17 protein-coding genes and 1 pseudogene are annotated in these 16506 nt (G+C 71.9%); 7 read left to right on the top strand and 11 right to left on the bottom strand.

All coding sequences use genetic code 11. The features are described 5' to 3' along the window. Nucleotides 1-16: 16 nt before the first annotated feature. Nucleotides 17-343 carry a nuclear transport factor 2 family protein gene (locus AB0O82_RS07265; protein ID WP_363581055.1) on the top strand — a complete coding sequence of 109 codons (327 nt, stop codon included), beginning with the start codon at nucleotides 17-19 and terminating at the stop codon, nucleotides 341-343. A 73-nt stretch (nucleotides 344-416) separates the two neighbouring features. Here the strand turns inward: AB0O82_RS07265 and AB0O82_RS07270 are convergent, their stop codons facing one another. Both AB0O82_RS07270 and AB0O82_RS07275 read right to left on the bottom strand, forming a co-directional pair. Next, nucleotides 417-1088: a hypothetical protein gene (locus AB0O82_RS07270; protein ID WP_363581057.1), complete on the bottom strand. Its 672-nt coding sequence runs from the start codon at nucleotides 1086-1088 to the stop codon at nucleotides 417-419. 283 nt (nucleotides 1089-1371) lie between these two features. Further along, nucleotides 1372-2295, bottom strand: coding sequence for a hypothetical protein (locus AB0O82_RS07275; RefSeq protein ID WP_363581059.1), 924 nt, complete (start codon nucleotides 2293-2295; stop codon nucleotides 1372-1374). A 302-nt stretch (nucleotides 2296-2597) separates the two neighbouring features. Between AB0O82_RS07275 and AB0O82_RS07280 the strand changes: the two genes are divergently transcribed. Further along, nucleotides 2598-3023: a hypothetical protein gene (locus AB0O82_RS07280; protein ID WP_363581061.1), complete on the top strand. Its 426-nt coding sequence runs from the start codon at nucleotides 2598-2600 to the stop codon at nucleotides 3021-3023. Nucleotides 3024-3116: 93 nt separating this feature from the next. Here AB0O82_RS07280 and AB0O82_RS07285 read toward each other — a convergent pair whose 3' ends face one another. Both AB0O82_RS07285 and AB0O82_RS07290 read right to left on the bottom strand, forming a co-directional pair. Next, the gene (locus AB0O82_RS07285) at nucleotides 3117-4517 is read right to left on the bottom strand and encodes a HAMP domain-containing sensor histidine kinase (RefSeq protein WP_363581062.1); all 1401 of its coding nucleotides are present in this window, start codon (nucleotides 4515-4517) and stop codon (nucleotides 3117-3119) included. Further along, entirely contained in the window at nucleotides 4514-5200 is a 687-nt protein-coding gene (locus tag AB0O82_RS07290) for a response regulator transcription factor (RefSeq protein WP_063352055.1), read from the bottom strand. Before AB0O82_RS07290 ends, AB0O82_RS07285 begins: the two co-directional genes overlap by 4 nt. A gap of 181 nt (nucleotides 5201-5381) precedes the next feature. Between AB0O82_RS07290 and AB0O82_RS07295 the strand changes: the two genes are divergently transcribed. From AB0O82_RS07295 to AB0O82_RS07310, 4 genes are all read left to right on the top strand, one after another. Continuing rightward, nucleotides 5382-6599, top strand: coding sequence for a UDP-N-acetylglucosamine--N-acetylmuramyl-(pentapeptide) pyrophosphoryl-undecaprenol N-acetylglucosamine transferase (locus tag AB0O82_RS07295; RefSeq protein ID WP_363581065.1), 1218 nt, complete (start codon nucleotides 5382-5384; stop codon nucleotides 6597-6599). 45 nt (nucleotides 6600-6644) lie between these two features. Next, nucleotides 6645-7673: an SDR family NAD(P)-dependent oxidoreductase gene (locus AB0O82_RS07300; protein ID WP_363581067.1), complete on the top strand. Its 1029-nt coding sequence runs from the start codon at nucleotides 6645-6647 to the stop codon at nucleotides 7671-7673. 248 nt (nucleotides 7674-7921) lie between these two features. Further along, a complete protein-coding gene (locus tag AB0O82_RS07305) occupies nucleotides 7922-8692 on the top strand; it encodes a hypothetical protein (RefSeq protein WP_363581069.1) in 771 nt (256 codons plus the stop codon). A gap of 310 nt (nucleotides 8693-9002) precedes the next feature. Further along, nucleotides 9003-9794: a nucleotidyltransferase domain-containing protein gene (locus tag AB0O82_RS07310; protein WP_363581304.1), complete on the top strand. Its 792-nt coding sequence runs from the start codon at nucleotides 9003-9005 to the stop codon at nucleotides 9792-9794. A gap of 272 nt (nucleotides 9795-10066) precedes the next feature. Here AB0O82_RS07310 and AB0O82_RS07315 read toward each other — a convergent pair whose 3' ends face one another. Both AB0O82_RS07315 and AB0O82_RS07320 read right to left on the bottom strand, forming a co-directional pair. After that, on the bottom strand, nucleotides 10067-10447 hold the full coding sequence (locus AB0O82_RS07315) for a VOC family protein (protein WP_363581071.1): 381 nt from the start codon (nucleotides 10445-10447) through the stop codon (nucleotides 10067-10069). Nucleotides 10448-10617: 170 nt separating this feature from the next. Further along, nucleotides 10618-11751, bottom strand: coding sequence for a DUF4185 domain-containing protein (locus AB0O82_RS07320; RefSeq protein WP_363581073.1), 1134 nt, complete (start codon nucleotides 11749-11751; stop codon nucleotides 10618-10620). Nucleotides 11752-12145: 394 nt separating this feature from the next. Between AB0O82_RS07320 and AB0O82_RS07325 the strand changes: the two genes are divergently transcribed. Further along, complete coding sequence (locus AB0O82_RS07325) at nucleotides 12146-12778, top strand: peptidase inhibitor family I36 protein (RefSeq protein WP_363581075.1); 633 nt, start codon at nucleotides 12146-12148, stop codon at nucleotides 12776-12778. A gap of 46 nt (nucleotides 12779-12824) precedes the next feature. Here the strand turns inward: AB0O82_RS07325 and AB0O82_RS07330 are convergent, their stop codons facing one another. The 5 genes and pseudogenes from AB0O82_RS07330 to AB0O82_RS07350 all read right to left on the bottom strand — a co-directional run bounded on the left by AB0O82_RS07330 (nucleotide 12825) and on the right by AB0O82_RS07350 (nucleotide 16162). After that, a complete protein-coding gene (locus AB0O82_RS07330) occupies nucleotides 12825-13526 on the bottom strand; it encodes a PIG-L family deacetylase (RefSeq protein ID WP_363581306.1) in 702 nt (233 codons plus the stop codon). Between the two features lie 24 nt (nucleotides 13527-13550). Further along, nucleotides 13551-13664: pseudogene (locus AB0O82_RS07335) on the bottom strand (IS5/IS1182 family transposase); the annotation flags it as partial. Between the two features lie 69 nt (nucleotides 13665-13733). Beyond that, nucleotides 13734-13916: a hypothetical protein gene (locus AB0O82_RS07340; RefSeq protein ID WP_363581077.1), complete on the bottom strand. Its 183-nt coding sequence runs from the start codon at nucleotides 13914-13916 to the stop codon at nucleotides 13734-13736. Nucleotides 13917-14073: 157 nt separating this feature from the next. Then, a complete protein-coding gene (locus tag AB0O82_RS07345) occupies nucleotides 14074-15372 on the bottom strand; it encodes a glycosyltransferase 87 family protein (RefSeq protein WP_363581079.1) in 1299 nt (432 codons plus the stop codon). Between the two features lie 400 nt (nucleotides 15373-15772). After that, nucleotides 15773-16162, bottom strand: coding sequence for a hypothetical protein (locus AB0O82_RS07350; protein WP_363581081.1), 390 nt, complete (start codon nucleotides 16160-16162; stop codon nucleotides 15773-15775). Nucleotides 16163-16506: the final 344 nt, after the last annotated feature.

A 16506-nucleotide genomic window follows, 5' to 3' on the forward strand; every position in this document is an offset into this window, starting at 1 on the left:
AGGAACGACCAATCACATGACCGAACCGCGCGAGGTGGTCGAGCAGCAGCTCGCCGCCTACAACAGCCACGACATCGACGCCTTCGTCGCCACCTATGCCGAGGACATCACGATCCACCGGGCCGACGGCACCCGACTTCAGGGCCGGCAGGCTCTGCGCGACAGGTACGCCGGACAGTTCGCCAAGGGCCGCTGCCGGGCGGAGATCGTGGGGCGGCTCAGCGAAGGCGACTGGGTGGTCGACCACGAAGTCGCCCACGGCCTGGCCGACGAGCCGGTCCGCGTCCTGGTGGCCTACCGGGTGCGCGAAGGCCTCATCGACCGCGTCGACTTCCTGGGCTGAACAGCGCAACAGCGCAGGCCCGTACGGTGGTCGCCGTCGTACGGCCGGTCCGCGCCCCGTCGGTGAACGGCCGTCAGAGGCCGGGGACGGCGTCCTTCGCGACGGTGTGCCAGTTGGTGACGATCGGCTTGTCGACCGGCGTGTCGCCGACGAGGATGCTGGCCGGGTTGGGGTCGGCGTTGCCGATGCCCACGATGACGTCGGTGAACTGGACCGCCTGGTTGTCCTTGGTGGTCTTCGTCATGATGCCCGCGTACGCGACCTTGGCGCCGCTCAGGGTGATCGGTTCGCCGGTGGCCTGTTCGGCGTTGGCGGCCTCGATGCCGCGCGAGCCGAACGCGATGGTGGGGTGGGTGCCGGGGAGCGTGCAGGTGATGCCCGGCTTGGCCTTGGCCGTGATCAGGAGGTAGCCGCCGGCCTGGGATTCGGCCTTCGCGCCGAGGACCAGGTCGTTGGCGCCGCAGGCCTGGCCGTAGCCGGTCTTGTCGGCGGCGGGGGAGGAGGCCGCGTCGGGCGACTTCGGCGTGGAGGACGACTTCGGCGTCGAGGGCGACGTGGGCGCGGCGGCGGCTTTCGTCGGCGAGGCCCCGGTGGATGCGGTTGCGGCCCCGGTGGGCGCGGCGGCGGTGGCCGCGGGGCTGGCGGCGGTGGAGCCCGTGTCGCTGTTGTCCGGCCCGCAGGCCGTCGCGGTGGCGGCGAGCGCCGCGACGGCGGCGGCGGTGAGGGCGAGGCGGCGCGTGCGCATGAGGTCTCCCGATGTCGTTCGACCGGTGAGGTTCACCGGGTGTGATCACCGTAGGCGGGGGTCGTTCACAGGCAGGTGCGGGAAGTATCCCGATCCTGTCCCAGAAACCGATGGGCCCTGTCCGCCGGACAGTTGACGGCTCACCCGCGCAGGGCGCCCACGCCATGCCCTCGCCCCGGCGGGTGCCCTCACCCCCGGCGGGCCGAACCGCGTCCCCGACACCGTGGTCGTCCGGTAGCCGCACCGCCCGGGCAGGCAGGGCCCGCCTGCCCGGGAGGCAGTCTCAGACGCCGTCCTTGTGGCCGTTCGCGACGAGCAGCCGCTCCATGCTCTTGTGGGCGGGGGCGGCCTCGGTGTTGCCGTCGTCGTGGAACATCCTGAGGTACTGGATGAGGGCGCTCACGCACTTGTCCCGCCCGTCGTACTCCGCGTTGTCGACGAGTCGGCAGTCCTTCGAGATCTCCCTCATCTGCCCGCCGGGAGCGGTGTACACGGGGTGCCAGATCAGCTTCACGTCCGGGTTCAGCCGCTGGACCAGCCGTAGTTCCGGGACCTCCAGCCTGATGAGGATGCTCTCCGGAGCGTAGGCCCGTACGAAGATGTGCACGGGGCCGGTCGCGCGGGACACGAAGGCCTTGGACAGGACGCTCCACATCGGCCCCGTCAGCTTCCAGTCCGGGTGCAGCTCCAGGACGTTGAGCACACTGCCGATCCGGGTCCGCCCCAGGGGCGTGTGGCCCTTCCGGTACGCGTAGTCACTGGTCTCGATGCCGCCCGCCCACAGGGCCATGGTGGGCGTCTCGATCTCCAGGTGCTCGGCCACGAGCTTGACGAACTCCTGGTACCAGGAGTTCGACGCCCGGAGCTCGCGCTGCTCCTGGCGGTCGCTCGTCTTCGCCATGGCCTCGTCGTTCAGCGCGCCCTGCGAGTCGACCCCGCCGAGCAGCAGTTGCCAGGCGGCGTCGGCCTGGGGTTGGGGGATGCCCGCGGCCTTCGTCAGCTCCTGGTACGGCCCCCACTCGGGGTGCTCGGTGGGCCTCGTGGCGTAGTGCTCGTCCAGGCCGCCCTTCTGGCGCTGCACCTGGCGTGTCACCGCGGCGTTCCCCACCCGCCGCTGAAGCGCGGCCAGGCCCGTGAGGCGCGCCCCGCGCTCGGCGGCGGCCGGCGCCGTCGTCTGCCGCTCCGCGGTTCTCCGTGTCTCGCGCACGCCCTCCCCGTCCTTCCAGCCGCCCCCGCCCGCCGAGTCTAGGGGCGGCGGGAGCGATTGGACGAGGGACGAAAGGGCAGAACCGGGGCCACGGTCAGCCCCTCCGTGGTGCCGGCCCGGCAGCCGCCCACTCCCGAAGCGACCCGCCCGACGATCCCGCAGTCCACCGTCCCGTCCCGACCACGCCGGGCCGCGTCGCAACCCGGCCGGGGCGGAGGCCGGCCCCGATAATCGGTGGGCACACCCGGGCGCCTGCGCAAGGCGCGGCCCCCATGTGGGGGCGTTCCAGAGGAGGTTGGTTCATGAGCAGGACGAAGAGGACCGGGACGAAGGCGTGGGGCGGCCGGGCCGCCGTGATCGGTGCGCTGGGTCTGGCCTCGGTGGCCCTGGCCGCCGGGCCCGCGTTCGCCAAGGGCGAGGTGGAGGTCGTGGCTCCGCACACGGCGCGGGTCGGCACGACCTTCACGGTCACGGGGCACGGGGACGACGACGGCGCCGCCTACGTGCAGGTGTGCCTGGAGGGCCGCGGCAGCGGGTCGACGTGGGAGCGGATGACCTGCGGCGCCGTGGTCGAGACGGGCACCGAAGCGGAGGTCGCCGCGCAGGTCAAGGCAGCACACGGCGGCGTCCTGGAATACCGCGCGGTGCTGTTCGGCCTGACCGGCCTGGACGACCGCCACCCCGTTCGCGAGAGGACCTCGGATCCGGTGACGGTGGAGGTCCGCTAAGACCGGCGGCGCGGACCAGCCGCCGATGGGGCCGCGCCGCCGCTCCTCCTCCGGGCCGCCTGGCCGCCGCGCCGCCGAACCGTCGCGGCCCGCTCAGCCCGGCAGCCGCAGGCGGAACAGCGCCCCGCCGCCGGGGGCGGCCTCGGCGGTGAGGGTGGCGCCGTGCGCGTGGGCGATCTGCCGCGCCATGGCGAGCCCGAGCCCGGAGCCGGGCAGGGCGCGGGCGGCGGAGGCCCGGTAGAAGCGGTCGAAGACGTACGGCAGGTCCTCGGGCGCGATGCCGGGGCCGTGGTCGCGGACGGTCAGTTCCAGCCCGGCGGTGAGCCGGACCTCGACCGTGGCGCCCGGCGGGCTGAACTTGGCCGCGTTGTCGAGGAGGTTGGAGACCAGCCGGGCCAGCCGGGCCGGCACGCCGGGGACGGTGCGCTCGGCGGCGCCGTGGCCCGCGGCACCCTCCGCGTCGTCGTCGAGGGCGAAGGCGATCGCCGGCCAGTGGCCGCGCGCGGTGTCGACGCAGTGCCCGACGAGCCGGCCGACCGCGACCTGTTCGAGCAGCGGCTGCGGCTCCTCGTCGCGGGCCAGCTCGATGAGGTCGTTCACCATCCCGGTCACCTCGCGCAGCTGGCGGTGCAGCGCGGACGCCGCCCGCTCCCGCTGTCCCTCGGTCAACCGGTCGGCGCGGGCCAGCAGTTCGGCGTTGGTGCGCAGCGCCGTCAGCGGGGTGCGCAGCTCGTGCGAGGCGTCGGCGACGAGCCTGCGCTGGGCGGCCACGGACTGCTCCAGTTCGCCCAGCATGGTGTTGAAGCTGCCCGCCAGCCTGGTCAGTTCGTCCTCGCGGCGCCCGGGCGGCAGTTCGATCCGCAGCCCCGCGTCCCGGGTGTCGGCGATCCGTTCGGCGGTGCGGGTCAGCCGGGCGACCGGGGCGAGGGCGGTGCGGGCCACGGTGCGCCCGAGTACGGCGGCCAGCAGCAGGCCCGCCGCCGCGACGGCCGCCATCAGCGCGCCGGCCTGCCGCACTCCCTCCTGGACGCTGTCGGCGCGCAGCGCGACCTGGACGGCCTGCCGGGCGCCGGGCGGCGCCGCGATCATCGGGGTGGTGAGCATCCGGGCCGGGTGGCCGCCGATGGTGAGGTCGGTGAAGTAGCCGGCCCGCTGCCGGTCGGCGACCTGGCGGGTGGTCGGCGTGACGGGCAGCAGGTACGGCTCGTTCGGCGCCTTGCCGGGGTCGGCGGAGACGATCTGGGCGCAGGCCGGGGCGGCCAGGAAGTTGCACTCGCCGTAGACGACCTGCGGCCCCTGGTCGCGGTGCTGCTGCTGCACCAGGGTGGCCTGCTGGGTGAGGTGCTGGTCGAGCTGGTGGTTGAGCTCGTAGCGGACGATGCTGAACGCGGCCGCGCTGATCCCGAGCGCCACCACGGCGACCGCTGCCGTGCAGGCGAGGGCCAGCCGGGTGCGCAGCGGGCGCCGGCGCCGCCAGCGCGCGTGCGCCCTCAAGCCCGGTCCAGCCGGTAGCCGACCCCGTGCACCGTGTGCACCAGCCGGGGTTCGCCGCCGGCCTCCAGCTTGCGGCGCAGGTAGCCGACGTAGACGGCGAGGGAGTTGGAGTCGGGGCCGAAGTCGGCGCCCCACACCCGCTCCATGATCACCTCGCGCGGGAGCACCTGGCCGGGGTGGCGCAGCAGCACCTCCAGCAGCGCGAACTCGGTGCGCGAGAACTCCACCGGCCGTCCGGCCCTGCTCCCGGTCCGGGTGGCCGGGTCGACCTCCAGGTCGGCGAAGCGGTAGCCGGGCTCCTCGGCGGCCGGGGCGCTGCGCCGCAGCAGGGCGCGCAGCCGGGCGGTCAGCTCGTCCAGGGCGAACGGCTTGACCAGGTAGTCGTCGGCTCCCGCGTCGAGGCCGTCGACGCGGTCGCTCACCGAGTCGCGCGCGGTCAGCACCAGGATCGGGAGCCGGTCGCCCAGGGCCCGCAGCCGGCGGCAGACGGCCAGCCCGTCGAGGACGGGCATCATCAGGTCGAGGACCATCGCGTCGGGCTGCCAGCCGGACACCTCGTTCAGCGCCGCCAGCCCGTCGGCGGCGCCGCGCACCTGGTAGCCCTCGACGGCCAGCCCGTCCTCGACGGCGGCCCGCACCTCCGGATCGTCGTCGACGACCAGCACTCTCTGCCCGTTGCTCATGCGGACAACCCTCTCAGAACGAATCTGAGAAGCCTCTTAGCTCGTCCTCGCGGCGGCCACGGGGCCCTCTGCCGGGCGTTGCCACCTCTGTGCCGCCGGTCGCGCCTGGGCGCGTCCGTCGTCCTCGCCCCGCAGAACGACTCTGAGAAGTCTCTTAGGCGGCCTCAGCAAGCTCGACGGCATGCGGACAGAACACGGCAACCACGGCAACCATGCCAACCACGATCCGGCCCGCCCCCTGTCGGTGGTGATCGGCGCCGGCGGCACCGGCGGACACATCTACCCGGGCCTCGCGCTGGCCGAGGCGCTGCGCAGAGCCGACCCGCGGGCCGTGATCTCCTTCGTCGGCACCGAACGCGGACTGGAGACCACCCTCATCCCGCAGGCCGGCTACCGGCTGCACACCGTCGACATGATCCCCTTCGACGCCTCCCTCGGCGCGCGCCGCTACCTGTTGCCCGCGGCGCTGCTGCGCTCCGGCCGGGACTGCCGGGAGATCCTGCGGGCCCAGGGCGCGCAGGTCGCGGTCGGCATGGGCGGCTACCCGAGCGCGCCGGTGATCGTCGGCGCCAGGATGGCCGGGCTGCCGAGCGTGGTGCACGAGTCGAACGCGGTGCCCGGGCGGGCCAACCGCTTCGCCGCCCGGCTCACCCCGCACATCGCGCTCGCCTTCGACCGCACCCGCGAGCACCTGCCCGCCGGCCGCTCGGCGCAGACCGTCGGGATGCCGCTGGTCGGTGCCGTCGCCCAGCTCGACCGGGCGGCGCTGCGCGCCGAGGCCCGTCGGCACTTCGCCGTCCCGGACGGCGTCCGGCTGCTGGTCTTCAACGGCGGCAGCCTCGGCGCCGCCCGCCTCACCGCGGCCGCCGTCGAACTGGCCGGACGCTGGCGCCACCGCACCGACCGGCGGCTGCTGATCAAGACCGGCCCGGCCGCGCTGGCGCAGGTCCGGGCCGCGCTGGACGGCAACCCGGTGGCGCACGCCGTCGCCTACCTGGACCGGATGGACCTCGCCTACGCGGCCGCCGACCTCATGGTGTGCAGGGCCGGCGCGGCCACCGTCGCCGAACTCTCCAGCCTCCGGATGCCCGCCGTGCTGGTGCCCTACCCGCACGCGCCGCACGACCACCAGACCCACAACGCGCGCGTCCTCTCCGACGCCGGCGCCGGCCTGCTGCTGCCGGACGACGAGTGCACCGGCGAACGGCTGGCCGCCCTGGTGGAACCGCTGCTCGCCGACCCGGCCCGGCTCGCCGCGATGGCGCAGGCCGCCGACCCGGGCGACCACGCGCGCGCCGCCGACCTGCTGGCCGCCAAGGTGCTGCGCGTCATCGGCCGGACCCCGGCGCCCGCGCCGCCCGCCGTCCCGGCCCCCGTCCCTGGCCCGTACGACCGCTGACCACCTGACCGCTGACCACCCGCCCCGAACCACCGGAGGACCACCATGAACCGCCCCGCCCACCCGAACACCCCCGCCGCCCACCAGGACTGGACCGGCCGGACCGTCCTGGTCACCGGCGCCGAAGGCTTCATCGGCAGCACCCTCGTCGACCTGCTGGTCGCCCGCGGCGCCCGCGTCCGGGCCCTGGTCCACTACAAGCCGTACGCCGAGCGCGGATACCTCGCCCACTACCTGGCCGACCCCGACAGCCCCGTCGAGATGCTCGCCGGAGACGTCCGCGACGCCGGCCGGGTCCTGGACGCCGTCGCCGGCTGCGACACCGTCTTCCACCTCGCCGCGCTCATCGGCATCCCCTACAGCTACCAGGCCCCCGAGGCCTACGCGCAGACCAACGTCGTGGGCACCCAGAACGTCGCCGCCGCCTGCCTGCGGCACGGCGCCCGCCTGGTGCACACGTCCACCAGCGAGGTGTACGGGACCGCGATCACCGCGCCCATCGACGAGCACCACCCGCTCCAGCCGCAGTCCCCGTACTCCGCCTCGAAGATCGGCGCGGACATGATGGCACTCTCCTACTGGCACGCCTTCGAACTGCCGGTCGCCGTCGTCCGCCCGTTCAACACCTACGGCCCGCGCCAGTCCGCCCGCGCCGTCATCCCCACCATCCTGGCCCAACTCCACTCCGGTGCACGGGAGATCAGGCTCGGCTCGACCACCCCCACCCGGGACTTCACCTACGCCACCGACACCGCGGAGGGCTTCCTGGCCATCGCCCGCGCCGACCGCACGCTCGGCGAGACCGTCAACCTCGGCACCGGCAGCGAGGTGTCCATCGGCGACCTGGCCAAGGCCCTGATCGTCGCCTCCGGCCGGGACGCCGACATCGTCGTCGACCCGACCCGGCTGCGCCCCGGCGGCAGCGAGGTCGAACGGCTGCTCTCCGACAACCGCAAGGCGCGCGACCTGGCCGGCTGGCAGCCCCGGGTCGGCCTGGACGAGGGCCTGCGCCACACCTCCGACTGGGTCGCCGAACACCTGCACCTCCTCGCCCCGGACCGCTACCAGGTCTGACGCCGCCACTTTGCGGCCAACTTCCCCCTGGGGAAGGGGGATTGGTGCCGGATCCCACCCGCCGGCTCCGGCACCAAGCCCCACCACCGGCGCCGACCCAACGACCCCGGAAACCGGCACCTCAAGGACCGCCGCGCGTTCGATGAACGTGCCGCCTTCCCTCAGGTGTTGGCTGCCGACACCGATCGTGCGGTGAAAGGGTGTCCTACACTGCGAGCGCCGGCACGGACCGCGATGGGAGAAGGTGAGTGGACATCGACGTCCATGGATTGATGTCGTTGTCGGCCCAGCAACGCTACCGGCTGCTCGCCGACCGACTGAACGCCTACCGGCTATGGGCGTACGAAGACCTCTTCCCCGCAGCGTTCGCCGACGCCGTCGACATCATCCACGCACGTGGCGAGCAGCACCTCGATGCCCAGCGGTTCGTCGACCACACGTTCATCAACCTGATCACCAGACCCGGCGACCTGGTGGCCTTGTGCCGGCGAATCCCTGCCGCGCACCTGCGTCTGGCGGTTGTCGAGGCCTACGTCCGTCAGCCTCTGGTCCCGCCCGACGTTCTGGCCGCCATGGGTGCCTCGGGTGAGGTGTATCGGGAGCTTCCGCCCGGGGGCTGGGCCGAGGTGCCGATGCTCCTGCACGCGTCCGCCAGACTCAGTGCCGAGCCGAGCCGCCGTTTCGAGCTCCATGAGCTGGTTCCGTTCGGTACCGTCCACGATCGGTCGTGTGCCCGGTCGGTTCTTCACTCGGCTCTGGAAGCGGACCAGCTCACCGACCAGGCGCGCGCAGCCGTGCTGAGTCCGGGCGGTGCCGAGATACCCGCGCCCGCCTTCCACGACGGCCAACGAGCGCAGGTGGTGCTCGATGACCGTAACCGCACCCCCCACTGCGGCACCGTCCGGGACAAGGTCTGGCACCACAGGGATCAGCAGTGGTACTTCTTCCTGCGCGACGACTCCGGGCGCAAGATCAGCAAGCGGTACTCCGCCGCGGACCTGCAAGCCCGCTGCGCCTGACAGCCGGCCCACGGCTCGGGTGGCTCGGCCACACTCACCGTGTCCGTTCGGGGTGGTGAGCGGGGCGTTGGAGTGCTGTCACAGGACACGGGGGACGGGTGTCGGCTCCGTCGCCCGATGGCTCCGGAGGATCGGCCGTTCCCTCCCGCGCTCGTCACCAGACGCGCGTGGATCGTCTGCCGCCGGGGCACCCGCCCTCGAAGCTCTCGAAGCCCTCGAAGCCCTCGCATCCGATGGCCTCCGGCGGAAACGGCTGGCCCGACGCGTTGGTGAGTGCCAGACTCGCCCCGTGCGAGCGATCATCGAGGAGATGGCCAACCGCCTGGCCGAGGTGCCGGGCGTCGTCGGAGTCATGCTCGGCGGCAGCCGGGCCCGCGGAGAGCACCGGCCGGATTCGGACTGGGACCTCGGCGTCTACTACCGTGGCGGGCTCGATCTCGCCGCGTTGCGCGCGCTGGCCGGCCCCGAGGTGGAGGTGGCCGGCCCGGGCGGCTGGGGGGCGTGGGTGAACGGCGGCGCGTGGCTGCGAGTCGACGGCGTGGCGGTGGACTGGATCCTGCGGGACGTGGACCGGGTCGAGCAGGTGTGGGCGGACTGCCGCGAGGGTCGGTACGAAGTCGGCGTGCAGGCGGGGCATCCCCTCGGCTTCTGGTCGCCCTGCTACGCGGGCGAGGTGGCGCTCGGCCAGGTCCTGGCCGACCCAGCCCGCGAGCTGACGGACCTTCAACAGGAGACCGCGACCTACCCCGAGCCGTTGCGAGAGGCCCTGACGGCGGGAGCCTGGGAGGCGGAGTTCCTGGTCGGCGCCGCAGCGAAGGGCGCGGCACGGGCGGACACGCTGTACGTCTCGCTCTGCCTCTCCCGGGCCGTTGGCGTGCTGGTGCAAGCGATGTTCGCCGCCGACCGGCGCTGGTGCCTCAACGAGAAGGGCGCGCTGGCCGCCGCCGAGACGCTACCGGCCGCGCCAGCCGGCTTCGGCCCGCGAGTCCGCCACCTGTTGGGGGCGCCCGGAGAGAGCGCCGAACTGCTGGCGGCAACAGTGGCCGAGGCGCGGCTGCTGGTCGAGGAGACCCTCGCCGAGCTCCGGAGCCGCACCGAGTAGCAGCACACACCTCGAACCGGGCGCCTCGCCCCTGGCGGCCCGTCAGCGGCTCCACGCCATCATGCGAGCAGCGAACCACCGGGCGGCGGAATCAGCTGGTTCGTTCCTTCGGGTTCACCGTGCAGAAGTAGACGCGGTTGGTCAGCTTGTCGAATCTGCACAAGACTTTCGCCACGTCAGATTCGAGACCGATCAAGCCACCCCCGCCGCACCGGACTTCGCGGCAGGCCCCGGGCGTCCGGAACCTGGCGCCGAGCCGTGGCCGATGAGCATCAGAGCGGGTCGATGCGAGCCTTGAGCAGGCAGAACTCATTGCCTTCGGGGTCGGTCAGGACATGCCACTGCTCCTGCCCGGTCTGGCCGATGTCGGCCGGGCGCGCGCCGAGCGCCAGAAGGCGTTCGAGCTCGGCGTCCTGATCGCGGTCGGTGGGGTTCACGTCGATGTGCAGGCGGGACTTGCCCTTCTCGGGCTCGTCCCGACGGCTGAGGAAGATCGTCGGTTGCGCACCGCCGAACCCTTCGCGCGGCCCGATCTCCATCGAGCCGTCGTCCTCGCGACCGAGTACGACGAAGTCCAGGACCTCGCACCAGAACCGTGCCAGCACCTCGGGGTCGCGGCAACCGAGCACCAGCTCACCGATACGACACGCCATGACGAATACCTGCTCTCAGCCGGGGAACCGCCGGGGAGACCGCATGCGAACCGCACGGGCTCCCGGCAGCGAAAACAACCCCGCGACCGTACCGGACGAGGCGAGCGCGGTCGACATGATTTCCGGGCCGACGCCGGGCCGGCGGCATCGGGCCCGAAGCCGGAGCGGGCTCAGGACAGCATGTTGATCCGGTACTGCATGATCCGGTAGTTCGTCGGGTCGTACCACTGGCTGACGACGATGTGGAAGTTGCCGAACGTCGAGCCGGGGATGACGAAACCGCCGTACGGGCTGGCGACGAGGTTGGCGACCTCCTGGCCCGGGGCGCAGGGGAGGATCATGGCCTGCTCCAGCGTCGTGGTCAGGTCCGAGGTCGGAAGGGCGAAGACCATCGCCCTGATCGACAGCTGGTCCATGTTCAGCCACGTGAGGACGTACTTGCCGTCCATGGCGCGGAAGCACATCTCGCCCCACTTGCGGGTGCCGAAGACGGTCGTCGGGGCGGGCGCGTTCCACCGCCACCCGCCGTCGGCGTAGCCCCACGGCTCGTAGGCGTCCGGATTGCCGAGGCTCTCCTTCCGTACCCGGTGCAGCAGCATTCCCGATTCCACGTCGCGGTTGAAGACCGTGGACAGGACGTAGCAGTAGCCGTCGTCGGCCACGGCGTACGTCTTCTGCTGGAACTGGCCGCCGTACAGGTCGCCCGGCCACTGGCACAGGTACTGCCAGGTCTCACCGTTGTCGGTGGAGCGCCAGAAGTCGGTGTGGTGGGTGTCGTAGATGACGCCGCGCATGAGGTGCATGTACATCACGCCGTCGACGACGAACACGTCGGACGGGATCGCCGTCGTGGCCTTGTCGCCGACCGGGTTGTGCGGCTCGTCGACCAGGCTGTTGGCGTGGCTGCCGCCGACGCTGCCGTCGATGCGCAGGTTGTTCAGGTCGGCGCTGCTGGAGCGCAGACCGACCGGGGCACGCCAGTCGGCGGCGCCCACCTGGGCGCCGTCGAAGGTGTCGCCGCAGACGAAGAGCATGGTGCCGTCCGGACACAGCACGGGGATGCCGAGGTCGGTCCACGGCGAGGCGAACGGCCCGGTCTCGACCGGTCCGCTGAGGTTCTTCACCTTGGTCGCGACCGTCGGGCTCGGAGGGTCGTTCGGACCGCCGGCGACCGCCGCTGGGGCACCCGAGCCGATGGCCCCCGCCCCCACGGCGACGCCGATGCCGATCTTGAGGAGCTTCCGGCGGGAGGGCCCGCCGGCCGCCGCGTCGGTCCCGCCCGATGAGCCCGATGAGAGTGTCATTTCTGTCGATGGCCTTTCCGAGTCGACGAATTCCCGTGGCTCCGAACGGATCGCGCACCTCGGCGGCGACGGGTCGCCACCGAGGCTACGGCGCCCCGTCGCCCTCCCGTCGACCGGTGGGCAAACCTTCACCCAAATTGGCTATGCCACACGGAAGTTCCGCATCCGGACGTGGACCAGCCGGCGGGAGGTGGGGCCGAACGTCCACAGCCGGACGGCCCGCCCACCACCGGCCGCTCCGTGACCCGATCCCGGACGATCCCGGACGGGCGCGGTGAGCAGCAAGTGCTCTCCCGGGCGCAGGTTTCGATCGATCAGCGCGTGCGTGCCGTTTCACGCCCCCTGATCGAGACGCGAGCATCACATATCGTATGCGTATCGCTACCGTTGGAATATGACGCACTCTCAAGTCCGCAGTCTCCTCGTTCGTGGGGTCGTGGCCTTCGTGCTCCTGGCTGCGCCCCTCGGGGCGCGGGCCGCAGCCGCGCCCAGTACGGGTGAGGACGCGCGGCCCGCCATCAGAAACCTGGCCCGCGGTGACCGCGACCTGCTGCAGCAGGCGGTGGACGCCCAACTCACCGCGAGCAAGGACGGTAAGCAGACCGCCGCCAACGAGATCACGTACCCGGACGGGGCGGTGGTGGTCCTGCCGCTGCCGGGCGAGGCGCAGGCTCCGCCGTGGAGCGGGGACCACCACCGTCGGTCCGCCAGGGGCGCGGACTGGAAGAAGTGCCCGGCCCCGACCAGCGAACCCTCCTACTACTGCTTCTACGCCGACAAGAACTGGGGCGGTAGGAGGCTGCAGTTCAACCTCTTCCACGAGGACAGGCCGGTGTACTTCGCCGACTACGGGTTCCGCGACCAGACCAGCAGCTGGGTCAACACCGCCCGCGGCCTGGAGGTGATCGTGGACAACGACCCGGGCGACGGCCAGTGGCAGATGCTCTGGAAGGAGCCGCCGGAGTCCCTGTCCGCGTCGGTCGGCTTCGACAACATGGCCGACCGTTTCTGGGCCGTTCGTCAGTAGCCCTACCGCGCGCCGGCTGAGCTCGTGGCCCCGACCGGCTACTCGGCTACGCCACCGGCCCCGGCTTGTAGTCCGAGGGGAGCGTGTGGACGAACTCCCGCGGGTCGGAGTGCGACTGTTCCATCCAGACGGGCACGCTGCGGTAGCCGAGGGCGTAGAGGTTCCGCTTGGGGTCCCATGTGTTGGAGGCGAGGATCGAGGCACGCTTCTTCGCCATGTGGGCGTCCGGGATGTCGAGGACGTAGGAGGAGGCGGCGTCGCTGCATGCCTTGTGCGTGGGGTTCCCGTCGAGTCGGCCCGCGGCGAACTTGTGCGAGGCGCCCGGGTACTGCTTGGCGAGCGAGCGGACCTTGGCGATGACCTTCTGCACGAAGCCGTCGAAGTCGCCGCTCGCCTCGTCGGAGAGGTCGAAGTTGATGACCTTGTCGACGCCCAGGGCCTTGGCGGAGAGCTTGAACTCGGCCGTACGGCCGACGACGACCTCAGGGGTCGGCCAGGTCTCGGCCCAGCCGAGGGCGTGGTAGTGCCCAGGGGCGGAGCAGTTGTTGCCCAGGCTCTGGCATGCGCCCTGATTCATGTACTGGGCGAGCCCGCCGTTCTCGCCCCGGGTCACCAGCACGAGATAGACCGGTCGCCCGGAGGCCTTGTGCTCCAGGATCGAACCGGCGAGCCCGATCGCCTCGTCGTCCTGGTGCGGCGAGTCGAAGATCGCGGGAGCCGTCGCCGCGTGGGCGCCAGGCGCGGCCAGTGCTGGCCGGTTCCTTCCGCATCACAGCAGCCGGCGGCCCCGCCGCGGATCGCGCACCGGCAGCGGCGCTTCGATCACCGCCCACTGGGCGTCCGCCCACGACGAGTCATAGGAAGGTCTGCACGAAGGGACACACATGGCGGTGATCTTCGCGGACACCCCGCCGCGAAGATCGCCGCCAGCGCATCACGCCACGATGTTGATCGGTTACCGAACACTTTCCGAGGCGGGAGGGGAGATCGTGCCCGCGGTGACCGGCTCCGGCGTGACCGTGATGTAGGTCGGGGCCGGAGCGGTCTCCCGGGCGCGGGCCGTGTACCAGCCGGCGCCGAACGCGAGGATTCCGATCAGGAGGCCTGCGAGGACCATGGTGACGTACTGCTGTTTCATGGCCCCAAGGGTAGAGCGCCCGTGGTCAACTCCCGTGCCGCCACGGCATGATGGCCACCTCTCGCGTCAAGCGTGGTTGACGCGAGAGGTGGCCATCATGCCGCGGGAGGGAGGAAGGTCACTGTCCGAAGCCGTGTGACCGGGCGATCCGGCGAACCTACGCGGTCAGCGCCGCCGCCCCTGCGGCCGGTTCGAGGTCGCCCGGAGTCCACGAGCGCCGGAACTCCCCGATGGTGGCCCGGAGTACGGCTATCAGCGCCAGCAGCATCAGCGCGCCGTGGGCCGGCATCGACAGGTACGGCGACACGCTGGGGGCGATGAACTTGAGGTAGCTGCCGAAGGACGACAGCTGGACCAGGACCGGCACGTACCAGAGCCGCCGGGGCAGCTGGAAGGCGATGATCACGCTGATCACGTCCGCGACGTAGAAGTAGCGCTCGTGCATGGACGGCAGCAGGAACGGCACCGCGATCGCGAAGACGGCGGCCAGCAGCAGGATCCCCGTGTCCGTGAGCTCGGGCCGTCCCTCCCGTACCGCCGGTGCCTCCCGCCCGTCCCCGGCCTTCAGCGCCGCCGCCCCGCCGGCGCGGTGGATGGCCCAGACCGCCAGCCCGATCAGCACCAGCACCAGCGCGCCCGCGACCAGCACACCTGCGTGCCGTACGGCGTCCTGCTCCTCGAACGGCACCGAGACGAACTGGTAGACCGACGGCGCGTTGAGCGTGAGGTCCTTGTACGTGTCCGGCTGCCGGGCGTACACCGTCAGCAGCTGCCAGGGGTCGGAGCCGAGCAGGACGGCGGGGATGTCGAGCGCCACGTACACCGCCGGAAGGGCCAGCAGGCTTCGCCACGGGATCCGTCGCGCCAGCACCAGGACGAGCAGGAGCGGGAACAGGAAGACCGCCTGGAGCTTGAACGCCAGCGCGATCCCGAAGAACGAGCAGGCCCACCACGGCCGGTCGCGCAGGATGTGGTAGACGCCGCCGACCAGGAAGGTCGTGAAGATCGCGTCGGCCTGGCCCCACCAGCCGCTGTTGGTCACGACCGTGGGGAGGAAGAGGACGATCACCGCCGCGCCGAGGGCCCGCCAGGGCTGCTGCGGCGACCGCAGGGAGACGATGCGGAACGTGTAGTACGCCAGTGCCAGATCGAACAGGATCGAGACGCACTTGATACCCGTCAGCGCGGCCACCGGAAGGTAGGTGAGCGCGGCCATCAGGTACAGGTAGGGGACGTTGTAGTCCGAGAAGCCGGTGCCGCTGAGAGCGTGGAACCCGCCGTTGTTCGCGATGTACTGGTACCAGGGCCCGAGGAAGTAGTAGAAGTCCGTCGACTCGTTGTCCAGCATCAGGATGCGGACCGAGAGTGCGGCCATCACCGCCGCCATCGCGGCCAGAATCAGGACCGTCGGGTCGGCCGTGCGCTGGCGCGGCTCCTCGGCGGTTATCTCGGACATCGGTCTCCATTCGGGTCGGCGGTGCGGTGGGCCGGCCGGGGTGCGTGTCGTGGGTCGGACGGCGAGGCCGGTACCGCGGCCCTCCGCGGGGGAGCCCCGTCCGCAGGGCGGCAGCCGGACCCGAAAGCCCTCCGTGCCCCACCCCTTGGTCCGCCCCCGTGGCCCGTTCCCGTGATCCGTTCCCGTGAGCCGGCCCCGACGGTGGCATCCGGCGGGTGGTGCGCGAACTGGCGGATCCGCCCCCGGCCGATCATAGGCGCCCGTGTCCACGGGCACTCTGCTGGCCCCGGATCGTCAGGACACGGAGAAGAGCCGACCCGGGCGGCACGGACGACACCGGCCCCGGGGCGGACCCTTCGACGCCGGCCCACAGCGCCTGCGGCCGCCGATCCTCCTACTGCTACTCCGCAGAAGTCGGTGGAGGGGTGTTGAGCTGGGCCGCGTATTCGTCGGTGAGGATGCTGCAGGTGCACCAGTCGCTTGTGCACGGGGCGCCGGCCTCGGCGCCGTAGGGGCCGAGACCGGCCATGAGGTGGAGTACCTCCGTGCGCTCCGGCGCGGAGAGAACGGGGAGCGTCGCAGAAGGCGGCGACTGCTGCCAGACGGCCGGATCATCGTCCACGTCACCGATGACCCGTGCGTCGATGAACAAGGTGTAGAGGGGATGCTCGGGAAAGTCGTTGAGTCGCAGGACCCACCAGTGCCCTTCGACCCGGGCCGCGTAGTAGAAGACACCTGTGCCGGTGGCGCGCCACGTGGCCCCCGGGGGCAGCGCAGGGAGAGGAATCATGCCCGCGTCGTCCGGGCTGCCGTGTCGAACGGGGGCGGACCGGCGGGGTCGCCCGGGTGCACACCGCAGGCGCAGCCGAGTGCCTCTTCGGGGGAACCGGTGGGCAGTCCGGTGGTGAAGCACCGGTACCACGGAGGCTGGGGCTCCTGGGTGGGCAATTCGGCTGCTACGTAGGCGAATCCGGCTCGGAGGCGGACCGTGACGGCGTTCACGTAGGGTCGGCGTTCACGGGCGTGGCCCTTCAGGCACCGACGCAGGTGGTGCTGCATCGATTTCGGTGGGTTCTTCGGCACGGGCCCATCCTGCCGGGTGCGGCGTCGGCCCGCCATGGCCGTCGGCTGTGA

This window comes from Kitasatospora sp. NPDC088264, from assembly GCF_040685715.1.
Taxonomy (GTDB): Bacteria; Actinomycetota; Actinomycetes; order Streptomycetales; family Streptomycetaceae; genus Kitasatospora.

What these genes read in the sequence shown, in the direction of transcription:
- AB0O82_RS07265 (WP_363581055.1), top strand. Translation starts at nt 17, where the DNA reads ATGACCGAACCGCGCGAGGTGGTCGAGCAGCAGCTCGCCGCCTACAAC.
- AB0O82_RS07270 (WP_363581057.1), bottom strand. Translation starts at nt 1,088, where the DNA reads ATGCGCACGCGCCGCCTCGCCCTCACCGCCGCCGCCGTCGCGGCGCTC.
- AB0O82_RS07280 (WP_363581061.1), top strand. Translation starts at nt 2,598, where the DNA reads ATGAGCAGGACGAAGAGGACCGGGACGAAGGCGTGGGGCGGCCGGGCC.
- AB0O82_RS07290 (WP_063352055.1), bottom strand. Translation starts at nt 5,200, where the DNA reads ATGAGCAACGGGCAGAGAGTGCTGGTCGTCGACGACGATCCGGAGGTG.
- AB0O82_RS07295 (WP_363581065.1), top strand. Translation starts at nt 5,382, where the DNA reads ATGCGGACAGAACACGGCAACCACGGCAACCATGCCAACCACGATCCG.
- AB0O82_RS07300 (WP_363581067.1), top strand. Translation starts at nt 6,645, where the DNA reads ATGAACCGCCCCGCCCACCCGAACACCCCCGCCGCCCACCAGGACTGG.
- AB0O82_RS07310 (WP_363581304.1), top strand. Translation starts at nt 9,003, where the DNA reads ATGGCCAACCGCCTGGCCGAGGTGCCGGGCGTCGTCGGAGTCATGCTC.
- AB0O82_RS07315 (WP_363581071.1), bottom strand. Translation starts at nt 10,447, where the DNA reads ATGGCGTGTCGTATCGGTGAGCTGGTGCTCGGTTGCCGCGACCCCGAG.
- AB0O82_RS07320 (WP_363581073.1), bottom strand. Translation starts at nt 11,751, where the DNA reads ATGACACTCTCATCGGGCTCATCGGGCGGGACCGACGCGGCGGCCGGC.
- AB0O82_RS07325 (WP_363581075.1), top strand. Translation starts at nt 12,146, where the DNA reads ATGACGCACTCTCAAGTCCGCAGTCTCCTCGTTCGTGGGGTCGTGGCC.
- AB0O82_RS07340 (WP_363581077.1), bottom strand. Translation starts at nt 13,916, where the DNA reads ATGAAACAGCAGTACGTCACCATGGTCCTCGCAGGCCTCCTGATCGGA.
- AB0O82_RS07345 (WP_363581079.1), bottom strand. Translation starts at nt 15,372, where the DNA reads ATGTCCGAGATAACCGCCGAGGAGCCGCGCCAGCGCACGGCCGACCCG.
- AB0O82_RS07350 (WP_363581081.1), bottom strand. Translation starts at nt 16,162, where the DNA reads ATGATTCCTCTCCCTGCGCTGCCCCCGGGGGCCACGTGGCGCGCCACC.